The 19,173-nt window shown below is 68.8% G+C and carries 22 protein-coding genes; 15 read left to right on the top strand and 7 right to left on the bottom strand.

Going from position 1 to position 19,173, the window contains the following annotated elements:
• The first annotated feature begins 54 nt into the window (after window positions 1–54).
• Both infC and V6S85_RS14545 read left to right on the top strand, forming a co-directional pair.
• A complete protein-coding gene (gene infC / locus V6S85_RS14550; protein WP_058347699.1) occupies window positions 55–576 on the top strand; it encodes a translation initiation factor IF-3 in 522 nt (173 codons plus the stop codon).
• A gap of 66 nt (window positions 577–642) precedes the next feature.
• Window positions 643–1,383 carry a 2OG-Fe(II) oxygenase gene (locus V6S85_RS14545; protein ID WP_334349350.1) on the top strand — a complete coding sequence of 247 codons (741 nt, stop codon included), beginning with the start codon at window positions 643–645 and terminating at the stop codon, window positions 1,381–1,383.
• Window positions 1,384–1,385: 2 nt separating this feature from the next.
• On the opposite strand, the gene V6S85_RS14540 is transcribed toward V6S85_RS14545, so the two are convergent.
• Together V6S85_RS14540 and V6S85_RS14535 are read right to left on the bottom strand one after the other, a co-directional pair.
• Complete coding sequence (locus tag V6S85_RS14540) at window positions 1,386–2,378, bottom strand: GlxA family transcriptional regulator (protein ID WP_334349349.1); 993 nt, start codon at window positions 2,376–2,378, stop codon at window positions 1,386–1,388.
• A complete protein-coding gene (locus tag V6S85_RS14535) occupies window positions 2,375–2,920 on the bottom strand; it encodes a cysteine hydrolase family protein (protein ID WP_116569888.1) in 546 nt (181 codons plus the stop codon). Before V6S85_RS14535 ends, V6S85_RS14540 begins: the two co-directional genes overlap by 4 nt.
• Before the next feature lie 216 nt (window positions 2,921–3,136).
• Here V6S85_RS14535 and V6S85_RS14530 point away from each other — a divergent pair, with 216 nt between their 5' ends.
• From V6S85_RS14530 to V6S85_RS14485, 10 genes are all read left to right on the top strand, one after another.
• Complete coding sequence (locus V6S85_RS14530; RefSeq protein WP_116569887.1) at window positions 3,137–3,325, top strand: hypothetical protein; 189 nt, start codon at window positions 3,137–3,139, stop codon at window positions 3,323–3,325.
• Between the two features lie 40 nt (window positions 3,326–3,365).
• The gene (locus V6S85_RS14525) at window positions 3,366–4,172 is read left to right on the top strand and encodes a transglutaminase-like domain-containing protein (RefSeq protein ID WP_334349348.1); all 807 of its coding nucleotides are present in this window, start codon (window positions 3,366–3,368) and stop codon (window positions 4,170–4,172) included.
• Between the two features lie 59 nt (window positions 4,173–4,231).
• Entirely contained in the window at window positions 4,232–5,452 is a 1,221-nt protein-coding gene (locus tag V6S85_RS14520) for an MFS transporter (protein ID WP_207780811.1), read from the top strand.
• Between the two features lie 157 nt (window positions 5,453–5,609).
• The gene (gene rpmI / locus V6S85_RS14515) at window positions 5,610–5,810 is read left to right on the top strand and encodes a 50S ribosomal protein L35 (RefSeq protein ID WP_058347693.1); all 201 of its coding nucleotides are present in this window, start codon (window positions 5,610–5,612) and stop codon (window positions 5,808–5,810) included.
• Window positions 5,811–5,825: 15 nt separating this feature from the next.
• The gene (gene rplT, locus V6S85_RS14510; RefSeq protein ID WP_058347692.1) at window positions 5,826–6,182 is read left to right on the top strand and encodes a 50S ribosomal protein L20; all 357 of its coding nucleotides are present in this window, start codon (window positions 5,826–5,828) and stop codon (window positions 6,180–6,182) included.
• A gap of 232 nt (window positions 6,183–6,414) precedes the next feature.
• The gene (gene pheS / locus V6S85_RS14505) at window positions 6,415–7,488 is read left to right on the top strand and encodes a phenylalanine--tRNA ligase subunit alpha (protein ID WP_334349346.1); all 1,074 of its coding nucleotides are present in this window, start codon (window positions 6,415–6,417) and stop codon (window positions 7,486–7,488) included.
• Window positions 7,488–7,859, top strand: coding sequence for a hypothetical protein (locus V6S85_RS14500; protein ID WP_101718181.1), 372 nt, complete (start codon window positions 7,488–7,490; stop codon window positions 7,857–7,859). The genes pheS and V6S85_RS14500 overlap by 1 nt, the downstream gene beginning before the upstream one ends.
• The gene (gene pheT / locus V6S85_RS14495; RefSeq protein ID WP_334349344.1) at window positions 7,856–10,294 is read left to right on the top strand and encodes a phenylalanine--tRNA ligase subunit beta; all 2,439 of its coding nucleotides are present in this window, start codon (window positions 7,856–7,858) and stop codon (window positions 10,292–10,294) included. Before V6S85_RS14500 ends, pheT begins: the two co-directional genes overlap by 4 nt.
• Before the next feature lie 88 nt (window positions 10,295–10,382).
• The gene (locus V6S85_RS14490) at window positions 10,383–10,655 is read left to right on the top strand and encodes a GNAT family N-acetyltransferase (RefSeq protein ID WP_334349343.1); all 273 of its coding nucleotides are present in this window, start codon (window positions 10,383–10,385) and stop codon (window positions 10,653–10,655) included.
• A gap of 172 nt (window positions 10,656–10,827) precedes the next feature.
• The gene (locus tag V6S85_RS14485; RefSeq protein ID WP_116569884.1) at window positions 10,828–11,706 is read left to right on the top strand and encodes a 3-hydroxybutyryl-CoA dehydrogenase; all 879 of its coding nucleotides are present in this window, start codon (window positions 10,828–10,830) and stop codon (window positions 11,704–11,706) included.
• Window positions 11,707–11,714: 8 nt separating this feature from the next.
• Here V6S85_RS14485 and V6S85_RS14480 read toward each other — a convergent pair whose 3' ends face one another.
• From V6S85_RS14480 to V6S85_RS14465, 4 genes are read right to left on the bottom strand one after another with little or no spacing between them, the layout of a single operon-like run.
• Window positions 11,715–12,095 carry a type II toxin-antitoxin system VapC family toxin gene (locus tag V6S85_RS14480; protein WP_334349342.1) on the bottom strand — a complete coding sequence of 127 codons (381 nt, stop codon included), beginning with the start codon at window positions 12,093–12,095 and terminating at the stop codon, window positions 11,715–11,717.
• Window positions 12,092–12,358: a hypothetical protein gene (locus tag V6S85_RS14475; protein WP_133244834.1), complete on the bottom strand. Its 267-nt coding sequence runs from the start codon at window positions 12,356–12,358 to the stop codon at window positions 12,092–12,094. Before V6S85_RS14475 ends, V6S85_RS14480 begins: the two co-directional genes overlap by 4 nt.
• Before the next feature lie 36 nt (window positions 12,359–12,394).
• A complete protein-coding gene (gene feoB / locus V6S85_RS14470) occupies window positions 12,395–14,278 on the bottom strand; it encodes a ferrous iron transport protein B (RefSeq protein ID WP_165829074.1) in 1,884 nt (627 codons plus the stop codon).
• The gene (locus V6S85_RS14465) at window positions 14,275–14,586 is read right to left on the bottom strand and encodes a FeoA family protein (protein ID WP_116569881.1); all 312 of its coding nucleotides are present in this window, start codon (window positions 14,584–14,586) and stop codon (window positions 14,275–14,277) included. The genes feoB and V6S85_RS14465 overlap by 4 nt, the downstream gene beginning before the upstream one ends.
• A gap of 199 nt (window positions 14,587–14,785) precedes the next feature.
• On the opposite strand from V6S85_RS14465, the gene tipF reads away from it, so the two are divergent.
• The 3 genes from tipF to V6S85_RS14450 all read left to right on the top strand — a co-directional run bounded on the left by tipF (window position 14,786) and on the right by V6S85_RS14450 (window position 17,593).
• Window positions 14,786–16,054: a flagella assembly cyclic-di-GMP phosphodiesterase TipF gene (gene tipF / locus V6S85_RS14460; RefSeq protein ID WP_116569880.1), complete on the top strand. Its 1,269-nt coding sequence runs from the start codon at window positions 14,786–14,788 to the stop codon at window positions 16,052–16,054.
• Window positions 16,055–16,187: 133 nt separating this feature from the next.
• Window positions 16,188–16,910: a methylated-DNA--[protein]-cysteine S-methyltransferase gene (locus tag V6S85_RS14455; RefSeq protein WP_334349341.1), complete on the top strand. Its 723-nt coding sequence runs from the start codon at window positions 16,188–16,190 to the stop codon at window positions 16,908–16,910.
• The gene (locus V6S85_RS14450; RefSeq protein ID WP_334349340.1) at window positions 16,907–17,593 is read left to right on the top strand and encodes a 2OG-Fe(II) oxygenase; all 687 of its coding nucleotides are present in this window, start codon (window positions 16,907–16,909) and stop codon (window positions 17,591–17,593) included. The genes V6S85_RS14455 and V6S85_RS14450 overlap by 4 nt, the downstream gene beginning before the upstream one ends.
• A 65-nt stretch (window positions 17,594–17,658) precedes the next feature.
• Here the strand turns inward: V6S85_RS14450 and V6S85_RS14445 are convergent, their stop codons facing one another.
• Complete coding sequence (locus tag V6S85_RS14445; RefSeq protein ID WP_334349339.1) at window positions 17,659–19,008, bottom strand: hypothetical protein; 1,350 nt, start codon at window positions 19,006–19,008, stop codon at window positions 17,659–17,661.
• Window positions 19,009–19,173 lie beyond the last annotated feature (165 nt).

Below are 19,173 nucleotides of genomic sequence, written 5' to 3'. Positions count from 1 at the left end.
GCGCCGCGCGAAATCCTCTACAACAATTCCGGAGCCGCCCCTATTCGCCGTCCCATGCAAGCGCCGCCCGTCAAGGATGGACCGCGTATCAACGATGAAATCCGCGTCCCCCGCGTGCTGCTGATCGACCAGAACGGCGAGAAGCAGGGCGAGATGCCGACCGCGTCCGCCATGGAGGCGGCCGAGGAAGCTGGGCTGGACCTGGTGGAAATCGTTCCGAACGCGAACCCGCCTGTCTGCAAGATCCTGGACTATGGCAAGTTCAAGTTCCAGGAACAGAAGAAGAAGAACGAGGCCCGCAAGCGTCAGAAGGTGGTCGAGCTCAAGGAGATCAAACTCCGCCCGAACATCGACATCCACGACTACGAGGTGAAGGCCAAGGCCATGCACCGCTTCTTCGAGGAAGGCGACAAGGTCAAGGTCACCCTGCGCTTCCGCGGTCGTGAAATGGCTCACCCGGAGCTCGGCATGAAGCTGCTGCTCAAGGTCAAGGCCGACTTCGACGAGATCGCCAAGGTCGAATACGAGCCCCGCATGGAGGGCCGCCAGATGATCATGATCCTGGCGCCCCGCTAAGCTTAGGCCCTATCTTCGAAGACGCCCCGGCCTCGCCGGGGCGTTTTTCGTTTCTGGTTCGCCCCGATGTCACAGCCCGCCGCCAAGCAAGCCCCCCTCTCCCTGGACCCCAGCCTGACGCCCAAGGCCTGGCGCGAGGCCTTCGCCGCCAGCGGCCGGCTGCACGTGCCGGGGTTCCTGACCGCCGACTCGGCCTCCCGCCTGCACGCGGCCCTGACCATCGACACCCCCTGGAGCGGCGTGGTCGGCGTGGGGACCAGGCTCTGGAACCTGCCGCTGGACGGCCCCGGCGCCCTGTCGGCGGCCGACGACGCCGCGCTCGACCGCCAGGTGGCCGAGGAAACCCGCGCCGGCTTCGGCTTTCGATTCGACAATTTCCGGGTCAGCGACGAGATCGAGGCCGGCCGCCGCGAGGGCCGGTTGCTGGAGGCCGCCTACGACCTGATCAACGGCGAGGCCTTCCTCGGCTTCGTGCGCGACCTGACGGGCGATGATCGCCCCGAATACTGCGACTGCCAGGCCACCCGCTATCGGCCCGGCCACTTCCTGACCGAGCACGACGACCACGCCGACGGCAAGAACCGGCTCTACGCCTATGTCCTGAACCTGACGCCGCGGTGGCGCAGCGACTGGGGCGGCCTGCTGCTGTTCCTCGACGGCGACGGCCACGTGGCCGAGGGCTATACGCCCAGCTTCAACGCGCTGAACATCTTCCGCGTGCCGCAGAAGCACGCCGTCAGCTATGTCACGCCGCACGCGGCGGGGCCGCGCCTGTCGCTGACCGGCTGGATCCGCACGCGCGGCTGAACCTAGCCGGCCGCCCGGGCGGCCTTGGGCGGCGTCGGGTGATGCCGCCGCCAGACGCGACGCAACTGGCGGGTCGAGGCGAAGCCGGCCCGCTCGGCGACGCTTTCCATGTCCAGCCGGGTCGCCGACAGCATCTCGCTGGCCAGGGCCAGCCGCAGGCGGTTGACGTAGTCGGTCAAGTTCATGCCGGCGTGGGCGTTGAACAGTCGCGACAGGTGGCGCGGACTGGCGGCGGCCAGATCGGCCAGCGCCTCCAGGCTCCAGTCGCGGGCCGGGTCGGCGGCGATGGCGTCCTGCACGCGGTGGACGGCGGGATGGACGTGGTTGCGCCCCTCCAGCCACGGCGACAGCTGCGGGTCTGCGGGACCCCGGCGCAGATAGACCACCATCTGCCGGGCGATCGACACGGCCAGGGCCGGCCCGCGCAGCCGGGCGACCAGGTGCAGCATCAGGTCGACGCCCGAGGTGATCCCCGCGCTGGTCAGCCGCTCGCCGTCCTCGACGAACAGGCGGTCTTCGAGCACGCGGGCGCTGGGGGCCAGGCGCGTCAGGTGGTCGATGCAGACATGGTGGGTAGTGCAGGCCTTGCCGGCCAGCAGTCCCGCCCGCGCCGCCAGCAGCGCGCCCGAGCAGATGCAGGCCAGGGTCACGCCGGGACGAACGACGCGAGCCAGCCAGGCGACGATGGCCTCTTCGTCGGCCGCGTCCTGGTCCGTCGGGCCGGGGCCGCCCAGCACCTGGTCGACGTTGCCCGAGACCACGACCATCGCGCCGTCCGGCAAGGCGTCGGGCAGCGGGGCCAGGCCGGCCAGCGCCAGGCCGACCGAACTGTCGATCGTCGGCCGGGCGGCGACATAGCGTACGGAAAAGCTCGGCGCGCCGGGCTCCATCGCCGCCCGCCGCAGCACCTCCATCGGCCCGGCCACGTCGAGCAGCAGAGTGCGCGGCGGCAGGACGACATAGACGGGGATGACGGCGGGCGACGGATCGGTCATGCGGCCGCCAGGGCCTCCTCGACGGTGGCGATGCGGGCGAAGCGCTCATGCAGCACCAGTTCGGTGCGGGCCTTGATCTCGTCGACGGTGAACACCCGGCCGTGGCGGTCGGTCATGTCGAAGGTCAGGGTGGCCTCGGTGACGTAGTCGACGGCGAAACCCAGGTCCGAGGCGTGGCGCGTGGTGGTCTCGCAGCACTGCTCGGTGCGGATGCCGCTGACGATGACCCGGCCGATGCGGTTCTGGATCAGCCAGACCAGCAGGCCGGTGCCCACCAGGGCGCTGTGGCTGGGCTTGTGGAAGGTGACGTCGGGCGCCAGAGACAGGCCCTCGACGGTGCGCACGTGGCCCGAGGCCAGGCTGAAGATCCCCTCGGCCTCGACGTGCAGGATCTGCACGACCGGCAGGCCTCGCGCCTTGGCGCCGTCGATCAGCGCCTGCTGGCGCTCCAGGTAGGCTCCGGCGATCGCGGGGTCCCACGAGGCGCGCTGGCGGAAGGAATCCTGGGCGTCGACGACGATGAGGGCGGTGGCGGCGGACATTTGTTGCGTCTCCGTAGCTTGGAAGATGGCGCAAGCTAGGCTTCGTGTTCAAGCGGGGTAAGCAAGGCGACGGACGAAGAACGGACAGAAAAGGACATTCATCAGTTGGCCCTTCGGCGCCCCGCCGAGCCTCGAATTCGTAATCGCCGCGCTTCGTCCCCATATGAAGCCGGTGAAGCCCGCCCCGGACTTTGCCTTCGGCAGGAGCTTCGCCCCTTGAGACATCCCTTTCGCGCGCCGGAGTACCGCGCGCTCGCCGCCACGGCCCTCCAGGCCGCCGGCGCAAGTTCGCTGCCGCACGTCCAGGCCAAGCACGAGCAGGCCGCCCGCACGTGGAGCGAACTGGCCGACGCCGAGGACGCCCGCATGGCGGCCCGGGCCCAAACGCCGCCGTCGGGCGTTTAGGGACGCCGCCCTCACGCTGTCCTCCTTCGGAACCCGCGCCATGCGTCTCTCGATCGACTGCCGCCTGCGCTACGACGTGCGGACGCCCACGAGCTTCATCCTGGCGATCCAGGCCGCCGACGGCGCCGAGCAGGACGTGAATGACGAGACCATCCTGCTGCCCCCGGGGATCACGGCGGACTTCATCGTCGACGCCTTCGCCGGCAACCGCTTCATCCGTTTCCTGGCCCAGCCCGGACCGCTCGATATCGGCTATGTCGCCGAGGTCGAACGGCGGTCGGTCGTCGACCAGCGCGGCTTCATCGGCGGCGAGGTGGTCAACGACCTGCCGCTCACCGTGCTGCCCTATCTCAATCCCAGCCGCTACTGCCCGTCCGATCGCCTGACCGCCTTCGCCCGCCAGACCTTCGGGGCCCGACCCCAGGGCCTGGGGCAGGCACAGGCGATCACCGACTGGATCGCCGCCTCGATCGCCTACGAGGCCGGGACCAGCAGCGGCGCAACCAGCGCCCTCGACACCCTGGTCGACCGCGTCGGCGTGTGCCGCGACTTCGCCCATCTTGGCGTGGCCCTGTGCCGGGCGCTCGACATGCCCGCGCGCTTCGTCTCCTGCTACGCGCTGGACCTGCGACCGTCCGACTTCCACGCGGTGTTCCAGGTCTATCTCGGCGGCGCCTGGCGCACCTTCGACCCGACCCGCCGCGCGCCGCTGGCCGGCCTTGTCCCCATCGGTTTCGGCCGCGACGCCGCCGACGTGGCCTTCGCGGCGACCTTCGGCGACGCCCGCTTCGAGACCAAGTCCATCGCTATCCGACGGTTGGAAACATCCTCCGCACCCGGAAACTGAAATTTCAGTCGCTTTTTCGGACCATCGGGCGTAGAGGAGCCGCCTCGAAGGTTCCCGTCATGTCCATGCCCGCCGCTCCGGCCGCCCCGCCGGCGCCCGTCCACAGTTCCCGCGCCCTCTACGTCCTGCTGCTGGTGGTGTTCATCAACCTGGTCGGTTTCGGCCTGGTGATCCCGCTGCTGCCCTTCTACGCCAAGGCGCTGAACGCCAGCCCCTGGCAGGTGACGGCGCTGTTCTCGGCCTATTCGCTGGGCCAGTTCCTGGCCGAGCCGTTCTGGGGCCGCCTGTCGGACCGCATCGGCCGACGGCCGGTGCTGATCGTCACCATCCTGGCCAACACCGCTTCGTACGTGGCCCTGGCCTTCGCCCCGACCATCGCGGCGGCCTTCGTCATCCGCTTCCTCAGCGGCGCGGCCAGCGGCAACATCTCGACCATCCAGGGCTACATGGCCGACGTCACCCCGCCCGAGAAGCGCGCCGCGCGCATGGGGCTGCTGGGCAGCGCCTTCGGGGCCGGCTTCGTGGTCGGCCCGGCCCTGGGCGGCCTGCTGGCCCATCCCGACGCCGGACGCCTGGGCTTCCAGCTGCCGCTGCTGGTGGCGGCGGGCCTGGCCGCCACCGCCGCCCTGGGCGTCTTCCTGTTCGTGGTCGAGAGCCGCGCCCCCCGCAAGGACGCCCCGCCCCCGCCGCCCCGGCGCGAGGCCATGAAGGCCGCCTTCGCCCATCCGGTGCTGTCGCGGGTGCTTATGGTCACCTTCGTCTCCACCGCCGCCTTCTCCGGCATGGAGGCGACCTTCGGCCTGTGGAGCCAGGCGCGATTCGACTGGACGCCCCAGCAGGTGGGCCTGTGCTTCGCCGTCATCGGCGTGGTGGCCTCGCTGGGCCAGGGCGTGCTGACCGGACGCCTGGCCCGCCGCTTCGGCGAGCCCAAGGTGCTGACCGCCGGCCTTTCGATCATCTGCGTGTCGATGGCCATGACGCCCTTCGTGCCGAGCGCCGCCTACGTGCCGCTGTTCGTGGGCTTCACCGCCTTTGGCCAGTCGCTGGTGTTCCCCTGCATCGCGGCGCTGATCTCGCGCGCCACCCCGCCTGACCAGCAGGGCGCCATGCTGGGCCTCAACATGGCCAGCGGCTCGCTGGCCCGGATGAGCGGCCCGATGCTGGCTGGCCCTCTGTTCGGCCTGGCCACCGGCGCGCCCTACTGGGTCGGCGCCCTGCTGACGGTCCCGGCCGTCGTGCTGGCCGTGACGGTGGGACGCCGCGCCAAGGCCGCGCCCTGAAAGGCGGGCCTGGGACTTAAGAGTCCGTCGGGCCTTGCTTTTCTCCCGGGGCTCCAGTATTCACCCCGCCTTTCCGGAACCGCCTGGCCAATTTGGCATGCCATGGCGGTTCGTCTCGCTATCCAGAGGACGGGGCCGTTAAACGCTCCGACGCGAAATGCCTAAGTTGAAGACGAAGTCGGGCGCCAAAAAGCGCTTCAAGATCACCGCCACGGGCAAGCTGAAGGCCGGCGTCGCCGGCAAGCGCCACCGCCTGATCGGCCACAACGGCAAGTACATCCGCCAAAACCGCGGCACGAAGGTGATGAGCGAGGCTGACGCCAAGATCATCCGCACGTACCTGCCCTACGGCCTGTAAGAGGAGCGCTGACACATGGCTCGCGTTAAACGTGGCGTCACCGCCCACGCCAAGCACAAGAAGGTTCTGGAGCAGGCCAAGGGCTTCTATGGCCGCCGCAAGAACACCATCCGTACGGCCAAGGCCGCGGTCGACAAGGCCGGCCAGTACGCCTACCGCGACCGCAAGGTGCGCAAGCGCGCCTTCCGTTCGCTGTGGATCCAGCGCATCAACGCCGGCGCCCGCACCGAAGGCTTCACCTACTCGCAATTCATCCACGGCCTGGACGTGGCGGGTATCGTGATCGACCGTAAGGTCCTGGCGGACATCGCCGGCAACGACGCCGTTGCGTTCAAGGCCATCGCCGACAAGGTTCGCGCTGCCCTGGCCTAAGGACATCTGAGCCTCACCGCTCACCTATCCTTTGAAAAGCCCTTCGGCGCGAGCCGGAGGGCTTTTTGCTGTCCGCCTGTCGGCGGCCCCCTCGGGCCCTTCGGGCCACCTTCCCCAGCGGGGGAGGATCGGGGTCCGCGCCACCAAGATGTTCCCCCTCTGGGGGAGCTGTCGCCTAAGGCGACTGAGGGGGTCGCCCCCCGGCCGCAAATCCTCTAGACGGATGCCCGTCATGACCGATCTCAACACCCTCGAATCCGACGTCCTGGCCCAGGTGGCCGGCGCGGCCGACCTTTCAGCGCTCGACGCCGTCCGCGTGGCCGCCGTCGGCAAGACCGGCTCGATCTCGGGCCTGCTCAAGACCCTGGGCGCGATGAGCCCCGACGAGCGCAAGGAACGCGGCGCGGCGATCAACGCCCTGCGCGATCGCGTGCAGTCGGCCATCATCGAGAAGAAGGCCGCGCTCGAAGCCGCCGAACTCGACGCGCGCCTCGCCCGCGAGACCCTCGACCTCACCCTGCCCGGCCCCTACCGCCGCAAGGGATCCGTCCACCCGACCATGCAGGTCATGGACGAGATGGTCTCGATCTTCGCCGACATGGGCTTCGCCGTCGCCGAAGGCCCCGACATCGAGGACGACTTCCACAACTTCACGGCCCTGAACTTCCCCGAGAAGCACCCGGCCCGTGAGATGCACGACACCTTCTTCTTCGAACCGAAGGAGACCGGTGAACGCATGCTGCTGCGCACGCACACCAGCCCCGTGCAGGTGCGCACCATGGTTTCGCAGAAGCCGCCGATCCGCATCATCGCGCCGGGCCGCACCTATCGCTGCGACAGCGACGCCACCCACACGCCGATGTTCCACCAAGTCGAGGGCCTGGTGATCGACAAGGGCATCCACATGGGCCACCTGAAGTGGACCCTGGAGACCTTCATCGCCCGCTTCTTCGAGACCGACGCGGTGACGACCCAGTTCCGCCCGCACCACTTCCCGTTCACCGAGCCGTCGGCCGAGATGGACGTTCAGTGCGACCGCTCGGGGGGCGAGATCAAGATCGGCCAGGGCACGAGCTGGCTCGAGATCCTGGGCTGCGGCATGGTCCACCCGAACGTGCTGCGCGCCTGCGGCATCGATCCGGACGAGTACCAGGGCTTCGCCTTCGGCATGGGCGTCGATCGCCTGGGGATGCTGAAGTACGGCATGCCGGACCTGCGCGACATGTTCGCCTCGGACAGCCGCTGGCTGGCCCACTACGGCTTCTCGGGCTTCGCCGCGCCGAACCCGGCCTCGGGGCTGTCGTGATGAACGCCCCGCGTCCGACCATCGACGGTTCGGCCAAGGTCTTCGAGAACCTGGAGATCTCGCTGATCGACCTGTTCCGCGCCCAGCTTCAGGGCGGCGTGAACATGGTCAGCGGCCGCACCTTCAAGAACTGCCGCCTGCACGGGCCGGTGGTGATGCTGGCGCTCGAAGGCGTGACCTTCGACTCGACCAACTTTGGCTTCCACGGCGGAGACATCGCCAACCTCGTGCTGCGCCCGGCCGGTGAGAAAGTCATCGGCGCCCTACCCTTCAAGGATTGCGCCTTCATCGGCTGCCAGTTCTTCGCGGTCGGCTTCACCGGCCCCGAGACCTTCCTGCAGCAGATCCTGGCGTTGGAAACCACGCAATGAAGTTCACCCTTTCCTGGCTCAAGGATCACCTCGACACCCAAGCGACCGCCGCCGAGGTAGTCGCCGCCATGACCATGGCCGGCCTCGAGGTCGAGCACGTCACCGACCCGGCCGCCAAGCTGGCCGCCTTCAGCGTCGCCAAGATCGTCGAGGCCGTTCAGCACCCGAACGCCGACCGCCTCCGCGTCTGCCAGGTCGACACCATCGACGGCCGCAAGGAAATCGTCTGCGGCGCGCCCAACGCCCGCGTCGGCCTGACCACCATCTACGCCCCGATCGGCGCCTATGTGCCGGGCCTGGGCGTCACCCTGGTCGAGAAGCCGGTCCGCGGCGTCGTCTCCAACGGCATGCTGTGCTCGGGTTCGGAACTGGAAGCCGACGACGGTTCGGAAGGCATTCTCGAGCTGTCCAGCGACCTCGCGGTCGGCACGCCCGCCGCCGTGGCGTTGGGCCTGGAAGCCGTCATCGACTTCGAAGTCACCCCCAACCGCCCCGACTGGCTGGGCGTCGCCGGCATCGCCCGCGACCTGGCCGCCGCGGGCCTGGGCAAGCTGAAGGACCTGTCGATCGCCCCGGTTCCGGGGACCTTCCCCTGCCCGATCACGGTCGCGGTGGACGGCGAGGCCTGTCCGGTGTTCTCCGGCCGGCTGATCAAGGGCGTCAAAAACGGCCCCTCGCCCAAGTGGCTGCAGGACCGCCTGAAGGCCATCGGCATCAATCCGAAGTCGGCCCTGGTCGACATCACCAACTACGTCTCCTACGACCGCGCCCGGCCGCTGCACGTCTATGACGCGGCCCTGCTGTCGGGGACCAATATCGTGGCGCGCCTTGGCCATCACGGCGTCCACGGCGACGAGCACCTGATCGCGCTGGACGGCAAGACCTACGAACTGACCCCGGCCATGAGCGTCATCGCCGACGCCTCCGGGGAACGTCCGATCGGCCTGGGCGGCGTCATGGGCGGCGAGAGCACCGGCTGCTCGGAAGCCACCGTCGACGTCTTCGTCGAGAGCGCCTGGTTCGAGCCGATCCGCATCGCCCAGACCGGCCGCGACACCGGCATCAACAGCGACGCCCAGTACCGCTTCGCCCGCACGGTCGACACCGGCTCGGTCGTTCCGGGCCTCGAGCTGGCCACCAAGCTGATCCTGGAGCTGTGCGGCGGCGAGGCCTCGGAAGTCGTGGTCGCCGGTCAGGCTCCGGCCGCGCCGGGTCCGATCCTGTTCGACCCGGCCTATGTGCAGGGCCTGTCGGGTCTGGACATCGCGCCGGAAAAGAGCCTGTCGATCCTGCAGGCCCTGGGCTTCAAGATCGAGCCGCCCAAGGACGTGCCGGTCGCCGAGTTCGCCACCCATGCCGAAAGCGTGGTCTGCGTGACGCCGCCGACCTTCCGTCGCGACGTGCACGGCAAGGCCGATCTGGTGGAAGAAGTGGCCCGCATCGCCGGCTTCGGCGCCCTGCCCTCCACGCCCCTGCCGGAAGTTCCGCGCGCTGTCGGCGGGATCCTGACCGCCCGTCAGGCCCGCGCCCGCACCGCCCGTCGCGCCCTGGCCGCCGCCGGCTACGCCGAGGCCGTGACCTGGAGCTTCACCAGCCGCGCCACCGCCCAGCTGTTCGGCGGCGGCGCCGCCCAGCTGGTGCTGGCCAATCCGATCGCCTCGGAACTGGACTGCATGCGCCCCTCGGTGCTGCCCAACCTGATCGAGGCGGCCGGCCGCAACGCCCGCCACGGCTTCGCCGACGTCGCCCTGTTCGAGGTCGGCCCGGTGTTTCTGGGCGATGGTCCCAAGGACCAGCGCACGGTGGTGGCCGGCATCCTGGCCCCGCGCCCGCCGCGCGCCTGGGACAAGCGCCCGGCCGAGGACGTGTTCACGATCAAGGCCGACCTGCTGAACCTGCTGGAGGAGATCGGCGCGCCGGTCGCCTCGCTGCAGACCGCGCAGGGCTCGGCTTCGTCCTGGTGGCACCCCGGCCGCTCGGCCCGCCTGCAGCTGGGCCCCAAGGCCGTGGTCGCCGAGTTCGGCGAGTTGCACCCGGCGGTGCTGAAGGCGCTGGACGTGGCCGGCCCCGTCTACGGCTTCGAGATCGTCCTGGAGGCGATCCCCGAACCGAAGAAGAAGGCCGTCAAGACCAAGGCGGCGTTCACGCCGTCGGCCCTGATGCCGCTGACCCGCGACTTCGCCTTCGTCGCCGACAAGGCCAAGGCGGCCGGCGACCTGGTCAAGGCCGCGGCCGGCGCCGACAAGGCCCTGATCGCCTCGGCCCGCGTCTTCGACGTCTACGAGGGCCCCGGCGTGCCGGAAGGCTCCAAGTCGGTGGCGATCGAGGTGCTGGTCCAGCCGCGCGACGCCACCCTGACCGACGCCGAGATCGAGGCCCTGTCGGCCAAGGTCGTCGCCGCGGTCGAGAAGGCGGGCGGCAAGCTTCGGGCTTGAGCTTGAACCTGCAAGCTTGAACGCCATGTGAGGGGCGAAGGTGATGCTGCGCTGCATCCACCTTCGCCCCTTTCGCGTTTCAGGCCCCATGAGCGACGATCTCTTCAGTCACAACCCCGCCAAGAGCCGCTACGAGCTGGAGGTCGACGGCCTGATCGCCTTCGCCGACTACCAGCGCAGCGGCCATCGCCTGGTCATCCCGCACGTGGAGGCCGATCCCGCCCTGCGCGGCACGGGCGCCGCCAGCCGCCTGATGACCAAGGTCGCCGAGGTGGCCCGGGCTGAGGGCATGCGGATCACGCCGCTGTGCTCCTACGCAGCGGCCTGGCTGCGGCGGAACGATCCCGAACTGATCGCCTGAGCGGCCTCGCCAGGCGGATAGTTTCGGATCGCCGTCCAAACTGGCGCCTCGTGAACGTTTGCAACGCAGCAAAGCCTTGTCGAGCGTGCGGCTACTCGTGCTAGAACTTTCGTGACGGTCCAGCGCGCCCTGCCGGGAGCCTGCGCGGCCGTGAGCGAAGGCTTGGATTTTCATGGTTGATATCAAGACGGTCGGCGTGATCGGCGCCGGCCAGATGGGTTCGGGCATCGCCCATGTCTGCGCGCTGGGCGGCTATGACGTCCGCCTGCACGACGTCTCGCGCGAGCGCATCGACGCCGGCATCGCGCTGATCGGCAAGAACCTCGCCCGCCAGGTCAGCCGCAACATCATCGACCAGGCCGCGGCCGACGCCGCCCTGGCGCGCATCTCCGTCGCCGAGAACGTCGAGGCCATCGGCCAGACGGACCTGGCCATCGAGGCGGCCACCGAGAACGAAGAGGTCAAGAAGGCCATCTTCCGCAGCCTGCAGCCGCACCTGAAGCCCGACACGCTGCTGGCCTCCAACACCTCGTCGATCTCGATCACGCGCCTGGCCTCGACCACCGACCGGCCCGAGCGGTTCATCGGCCTGCACTTCATGAACCCCGTGCCGCTGATGAAGCTCGTCGAGATCATCCGCGGCATCGCCACCGACGTGCCGACCTACGAGACGGCCGTGGCCTTCGCCAAGTCGCTGGGCAAGATCACCAGCAACGCCGAGGACTTCCCCGCCTTCATCGTCAACCGCGTGCTGGTGCCGATGATCAACGAGGCGATCTACACGCTGTACGAGGGCGTCGGCACGGTCGACGCCATCGACACCGCCATGAAGCTGGGCGCCAACCATCCGATGGGCCCGCTGGAATTGGGCGACTTCATCGGCCTGGACACCGTGCTGAGCATCATGAACGTGCTCTACGAAGGCCTCGCCGACAGCAAGTATCGCCCCTGCCCGTTGCTGGTGAAGTATGTCGAGGCCGGGTGGCTCGGCAAAAAGACCGGCCGCGGTTTCTATGACTACCGGGGCGAGGTCCCGGTCCCGACGCGCTAGGCGTCGGGTTACCAGAGGATCGGAACGTCGTAGGCGGCCAGGGCGCGATCGATACTAAGGATCGGCGCTATGTCGTTGATCGCCTGAGCGACGATCAGCCGATCCCAAGGATCGCGATGGTGTGTGGGCAATCTTCCGGCGACGACGGCATCCGCTGGCTTGATGTCCCGCCACAAGAACCCGGCCTCTGTCGCCGCCGCCAGGAGATCGGCGGGCAATCTCTGCAATAGCAGATCACGCGGCCGTTTGAATTCGATCTCGTAGGCGCTGACGGCGCTTACGTAGACCTTTATGTTAGTGTCGCTAAGGAGGGCATGCGCCCCTGGCGAGAGACGACCCACATCGGTCCACCACCAGATCAGTACGTGGGTATCGATCAGCAGCTTCATTTTTCAGTTGGATAGATCGGCCCGTCGGCGGCCTCTTCCAGTTCAGGATCAGGCCGCAGAAAAAGATAGGGATCTTCGAGCTTGCCTAGATGCGCATACAGGCCGGGAATGCGCCGTCCTTGTGCTTGCGGTTCTGTTTTGGCGAGATTTAGCGCCACCACGTCTTGGCCGTCCTGCGTCAGCAGAACCTCCTCCCCCGCCTTCACATGGGCGACGAGTTCGGCCAGCGGCACTTCACTTCGGATATCGATCCGGATCGTCATGGGCGAAGCCTAACACGGCCTCGCCCCTTCGACGACTCAGCCCGCTCCGAGCGCCACGGCCGTGTGGTAGACGACGAAGGCCGCCAGATAGGCTAGGCCGACCATGTAGAAGAACATCACGGTCGGCCAGATCCAGCTGTTGGTCTCGCGCTTGACCACGCCCAGGGTGGGCAGGCACTGCGGCGCGAACACGTACCAGGCCAGGAAGGCCAGGGCGGTGGCCAGCGACCATTGCTGCGACAGCAGGGTGCTCAGCGCGTCGTGGGAATCGGCGTCGCCGCCGACGGCGTAGACCGTGCCCAGCACCGCCACGGCCACTTCGCGGGCGGCCATGCCCGGGATCAGGGCCACGGTCATCTGCCAGTTGAAGCCGATGGGCTCCATGACCGGCGCGATGAACTTACCCAGCCGCCCGGCGATGCTGTAGTCGATGGCCGGCCCCGTGGCGCCTTCCGGCGGATAGGGGAAGGTCGACAGCACCCACACCAGCACCATCAGCGGCAGGATGATGCGGCCGGCGCGGTTCATGAAGATCTTGGCGCGGGTCCAGAGGTTCAGCGCCACGTTGCGCGGCTCGGGCCAGCGGTAGGTCGGCAGCTCCATCATCAGCGGCTCGGCCGCGCCGCGCCAGAAGATGCGGCGGATGATGGCCGAGACCAGCAGGGCGAAGACGATGCCGGTCGCGAACAGGCCAAACATCACCAGGCCTTGCAGGTTGAAGATCCCCCCGACCTTCTCGCGCGGCACGAAGGCGCCGATGATCAGGGTGTAAACCGGCAGGCGCGCCGAGCACGTCATCAGCGGCGCGATCAGGATCGTGGTCAGGCGGTCGCGCTTGTTGTCGATCACCCGCGTCGACATGATCCCCGGGATAGCGCAGGCGAAGCTCGAAAGCAGCGGGATGAACGCCCGTCCGTGCAGGCCCGCCACGCCCATCAGCTTGTCCAGCAGGAAGGCCGCGCGGGTCATGTAGCCGCTGTCTTCCAGGATCAGGATGAAGAAGAACAGCACCAGGATCTGCGGCAGGAACACCAGCACGCTGCCCACGCCGGCGATCAGGCCGTCGGCGATGAAGCTGGCCAGGAGGCCCTCGGGCAGGTGCTCGGAGACCAGCCCCGCCAGGGCCGCGAAGCCGGCGTCGATGGCGTCGGCCGGCACCGTCGCCCAGGCGAACACCGACTGGAACACGGTGAACATCAGGGCGGCCAGGATCAGCAGGCCGGCCACCGGGTGCAGCAGCACCGCGTCGATCTTGCCCGTCAGGGTGTCGGGACGCTCGGGCGGGCGCACGCAGTCGCGATAGATGCGCTGGGCCTCGCCGTGGGCGGCGCGGATCTCGGCCGCGCTCGGCTCGCGCCAGGTGTTGTCGCCGGCGTTGGAGTGGGTCAGCGTCAGGGTGTCGACCTGGGTCAGCAGCTCGTCCAGGCCGCGCTTGCGGGTCGCCACCGTGGTGACGATCGGCGCGCCGATCTCGCGCGACAGCCGCTCCAGGTCGATGCGCAGGCCCTGGCGCTGGGCGATGTCGAACATGTTGAGGGCCAGCACGAACGGGCGGCCCACCTGCTTCAGCTCCAGCACCAGGCGCAGCACCAGGCGCAGGTTGGTGGCGTCGGCCACGCAGACCAGCACGTCGGGCGCGGTCTCGCCCGACAGGCGACCGAGCACGGCGTCGCGGGTGACCACTTCGTCCGGGCTGCGGGCGCGCAGGGAATAGGTGCCCGGCAGGTCGAGGACGCGGATCGTCCGGCCGCCCGGCGTGACCAGCTGGCCCTCCTTGCGCTCGACGGTGACGCCGGCGTAGTTGGCCACCTTCTGGCGGGCCCCGGTCAGGGCGTTGAACAGCGCGGTCTTGCCGGAATTCGGATTGCCGACCAGCGCGATGCGCGCGGGCCGGATAGCGGTGTCGGTCAAAGCGTCTATCCGTCGAACTGAACGGTCACGGCGCGCGCCTCGCGGCGGCGCAGGGCCACGCGGGTGTCATCCACCCGCACGGCGATGGGGTCGCGGCCGAAAAGGCCTTCCTGCAGGATCTCGATGCGCGCGCCCTCGACGAAGCCCATCTCCAGCAGGCGGCGCTCCAGCTCGTCGGACGCCACGGCCTCGGGCGCGCCGGTGTCGCCGCGCACGGCGACGATGACGCCGGTCTCGCCGCGCGAGGCCGTGCTCAAGGCGCGGGTCGGCGCGTCGGAAGCAAGGGCGTCATCGGCGGTGAGGACGGCGTCGGACATTCTTGGGCCTCGCGGCGAAAAGTTGCGAACGATTATCAGCCCCAACCGCCACTGTCGATGAAAGATGCCCCCTTCGAACGCCGGTCGCGGAAAAAACTAACAGGCATGGCGCGGCGTAATGGCCCAGCAGCGTTAATCTATTCGACTCAAGGCCGCTCCGGTTGCATTAATTTTTGCAAGCGATTCGTAGGGACCCGAAATGCGAAGGCTCAAGCTGGCTCTGCTGACCGGCGCCTATCTTTGCCTGGCTCTTATCGTCTCCCTGCTGCTGTGGCGCATGGGGGCGACCCCGGCTGTCGGCCTGTCGGCCTTCATCGGGTCGCTGGGCCTGTGCTTCGCGTTCCACGGCATCATCGGCGGCATGTTCGACAACGCCCAGCTGAAGCTGGACATCGAGACGGTGCGCGAGGCCCACGGCATCCTGGTCGAGCAGATCGAGAAGATCGACGCACGCATGACCAGCCTCGTGGAAAGCGTCGCCGAGGACGCCGAGAAGCGCTCGGCCGAACTGACCAGCGAGGTCCACCAGCTCGAAGACCTGATGCAGCGCATGAGCGAGCGCCTGGAAAGCCAGCTGACCCACCAGGTCGCGGCCGCCCGCCACGACGCCCGCGGCCGCGGCGCCGCCGCTCCGGTCAACGCCGTGCTGGAAGCCGTGCAGGACGCCCTGGCCGAGAACCGCGTCGACCTCTACCTGCAACCGGTCGTCAGCCTGCCCCAGCGCCGCACCGTCTTCTACGAAAGCTTCTCGCGCCTGCGCGACGAGACCGGCCGCGTGATGATGCCGGCCGAATACCTGGCCGTGGCCGAGCCCGAGGGCCTGATGACGGCCGTCGACAACCTCCTGCTGTTCCGCTGCGTGCAGATCGTGCGCCGCCTGGCCAAGCAGGACCGCAAGGTCGGCATCTTCTGCAACATCTCGCTGGCCAGCCTGGCCGACGAGACCTTCTTCCCGCAGTTCCTCGAGTTCCTGCAGGGCAACAAGGACCTGGCCGGCTCGCTGATCTTCGAACTGGGCCAGACCGCCTTCAACCAGCGCGGCCCGGTCGAGGCCCGCCACATGGCCCGCCTCGCCAGCCTGGGCTTCCAGTTCAGCCTCGACAAGGTCGTGGACCTGGATCTCGACTTCCAGGATCTGGCCCGCGCCGACGTCAAGTACGTCAAGGTCGGCGCCCAGCTGATCCTCGACCAGCTGGAAGAGCAGGACGGCAAGCTGGTGCTAAGCTCGCTGCCCGACCTCAACGCCGCCGACTTCGCCGCCCTGATGCGCCGCTACGGCGTCGAGGTGATCGCCGAGAAGGTCGAGGCCGAGCGCCAGATCGCCGAGATCCTCGATCTCGACATCGGCTACGGCCAGGGCCACCTGTTCGGCGAGCCCCGGGCCATCCGCGACGCCGTCCTGGCCGAGACCGATCCGCCGGCCGACTTCGTCCAGGCCCCGCTGCGCCGCCGCGCCGCCAACTGGTAGGCCTTCGCGGCTCCAAGATCTCGACCGCCGCCGGGGCTTAGCGCCGGCGGCGGTTTTCGTTTCACCGCAAGCATCGGAATGACGCGAGCGGGCGACGGCGCGATCCTGTCGGCAGATCCGAAAGGAGCCCGACATGACCACCGCCTATCAAACCGACGACGACCGCTGGGCCGCCATCGAGCGCCGCGACCGCGCCGCCGACGGCGCCTTCTTCTGCGGCGTGCGCACCACCGGCGTCTATTGCCGCCCCAGCTGCGCGGGTCGCCCCCTGCGCCGGAACGTCGCCTTCCACGAGACCCGGGAGGCCGCCCGCGCCGCGGGCCTGCGCCCCTGCCTGCGCTGCCGCCCCGACGAGCCGATCGAGACCCTGGCTTACGGCTTCGGCGACACGCCGCTGGGCCTGGCCCTGGCCGCGAGTTCCGAGGCGGGCCTTGCCCTGCTGATCTTCGGCGATGACCGCGCGGCGATGGCCGAGGACCTGGCCGCCCGTTTTCCCCGCGCCCGGCTGGTCGAGGATGACGACGGCGCCGCTCCGGCCCTGGCCGCCCTGACGGCGGCGATCCAAAGCGGCGGCGGCGCGGGCCTCGCGCTCGACGAGCGCGGCACCGCGTTGCAGCGCGCCGTCTGGAAGGCGCTGCGCGACATCCCAGCCGGAACCACCGCCTCCTACGCCCAGGTCGCCCGCGCCATCGGCCGACCCGAAGCCGTGCGCGCCGTGGCCCAGGCCTGCGGCGCCAACCCGCTGGCCGTGCTGACGCCCTGCCATCGCGTGGTGCGCTCGGACGGCGGCCTTTCCGGCTATCGCTGGGGCGTGGAGCGCAAGAAGGCTCTGCTGGAGCGGGAGCGCGCGGCTTGAACCTGGACTGGACCCGTATCGCCGCCGAGCTCGACGCCCGGGGCTGGGCCCTGACCGGCCCGGTCCTGACGCGGGAGACCTGCGCCAGGGTCGCCGGCCTCTACCCCGAGGACGCGCCGTTCCGCAGTCGGGTGGTCATGGCCCGCCACGGTTTCGGGCGCGGAGAGTACAAGTATTTCGCCTATCCCCTGCCCGAGATCGTGCAGAGGCTTCGGACGGGCCTCTATCCGCCGCTGGCCGCCATCGCCAACGCCTGGATGGCGCGGCTGGGCGAGGACAGGCGCTTTCCGGAGACGCTGGACGGCATGCTGGAGCGCTGCCACGCGGCCGGCCAGGCGCGACCCACGCCGCTGCTGCTGACCTACGGCCCCGGCGACTACAACTGCCTGCACCAGGACCTCTACGGCGAGCACGTGTTTCCGCTGCAGGCCGCCTTCCTGCTCGACCAGCCGGGCCGCGACTTCGAAGGCGGCGAGTTCGTCATCGTCGAGCAGCGGCCCCGCCAGCAGTCGGCTGCCCAGGTCGTGCCGCTGGCCCAGGGCGAGGGCGTGATCTTCGCCGTGCGCGAGCGTCCGGCCGAAGGATCGCGGGGCGTCCATCGCCGCATCCTGCGTCATGGCGTCAGCGAAGTGCGGAGCGGAACCCGACGGACGTTGGGCGTCATCTTCCACGACGCGACCTGAACACGAAAGAACGGCCCCGGAGTCGCCTCCGGGGCCGTCGATCATTCGGTCGGACTGCTCGACGCTTACCAGGCGAAGCCGAAGCTGCCGCCGCTCATCACGTCGCGGCCGGTGGCCGAGAAGCCGACGTTGAAGCTGGCCGCGCGGCTGCTGTGGGTATAGCCCGCCGCGATCGCCGCCTGGCCGCGATAGCCGCCGACGGCCAGCGCCAGGCGGTTGGTCAGGCCCGCGTTCGCGCCGGCGCTGTTGCCCGCCATCATCGCCATCGCCGAGCTCATCGCGCCGACGCCGTCGAGGCGCGCCGAGACGTTCTTCAGACGGTTGTCGAACTGGCTGGTGAAGGTGTCCACGCGCCAGTCGGTGTAGGCGTTGGCCGAAGCCAGGGTCTGGGCCGACTTGGTGTCGGTGTAGCTGTTGGCGGCGGTCAGGGTCTGGGCCGAACGCGTATCGGTATAGGCGTTGGCGGTCGTCACGGCCTGGACGCCGACGGCGTCGGCATGGGCGTTGGCCGAGGCCAGGGTCTGGACCGACTTGGCGTCGGTGTAGGTGTTGGCGGTCGCCACGGCCTGCACGCCGACGGTGTCGGCATAGCTGTTGGCCGAGGCCAGGGTCTGGGCCGACTTGGTGTCGGTGTAGCTATTGGCCGAGGTAACGGCGCCGGCCGCAGCCGTATCGGCATAGGCGTTGGCCGAGGTCAGCGTCTGGGACGCGACGGTGTCGGTGTAGCTGTTGGCCGAGGCCAGGGCGCCGGCGGCGGCCGTGTCGGCGTAGGCATTGGCCGAGGTGAGCGTCTGCGAAGCCACGGCGTCGGTGTAGACGGTCGACTGGCCGAGGGCCTGGGTCGCCTTGGCGTCGGTATAGCTGTTGGCCGAGGTCACGGCGCCGGCGACGGCGGTGTCGGCGTAGGTGTTGGCCGTGCCGACAACCGACGACACGGCGGTGTCCGTGTAGGCCTTGGCGTTGATCAGGGTGATGGCGTCGCCGTCCTGCATCTGGCCGACGTTGGCGGCGTCCGTCGGGTTGGCGCCGGCGGTCACGTTGGTGATGCGGCGGCTGGAACCGGCCGAGCCGACCGAGACGGTGTTGGCTTCGTTGGCGACCGAGCCGTAACCGATGGCCACGCTGTTGTTGGTGGTGGCCGACGCGTTGGCGCCGATGGCGGTGGAGTTGTTGCCCGAAGCGGTCGTGTGCGTGCCGATGGCCACGGTGTTGGTGTTGCTGGCGTTGGAGGCTTCACCGAGGGCGGTGGCATGGGTGCCGGTCGCCTGGGACGTATCGCCGATGGCGGTGGAGAAGCTGCCGCTGGCCGTGGCGCCGCTGCCGAGCGTCGTTTGAGCAAAGGCGCCTTGAGCCGCGAAGAAAGAAACAACAACAGCCGAACAGAACAGAACCGACTTCTTGGAAACGCTACGCACTATACAAACTCACTTACACAATCAGGCTCGGAATTCTTCCGCCGCCCCTGCCGCAAGGAAGTAGTGCGTATGTATTATCGTACGGTTAAGCTCGAAATTACTAAGAAATGAGAAAGAATATAACGCCGTTACAAGCATATGCACGTAGCCGAGAAGTCGACATTG

The organism is Caulobacter sp. CCNWLW153, from assembly GCF_036889365.1.
Classification (GTDB): Bacteria; Pseudomonadota; Alphaproteobacteria; order Caulobacterales; family Caulobacteraceae; genus Caulobacter; species Caulobacter radicis.
The sequence above is the reverse complement of the archived record's forward strand: the minus strand, read 5'-3'. Positions and strand labels throughout refer to the sequence as shown.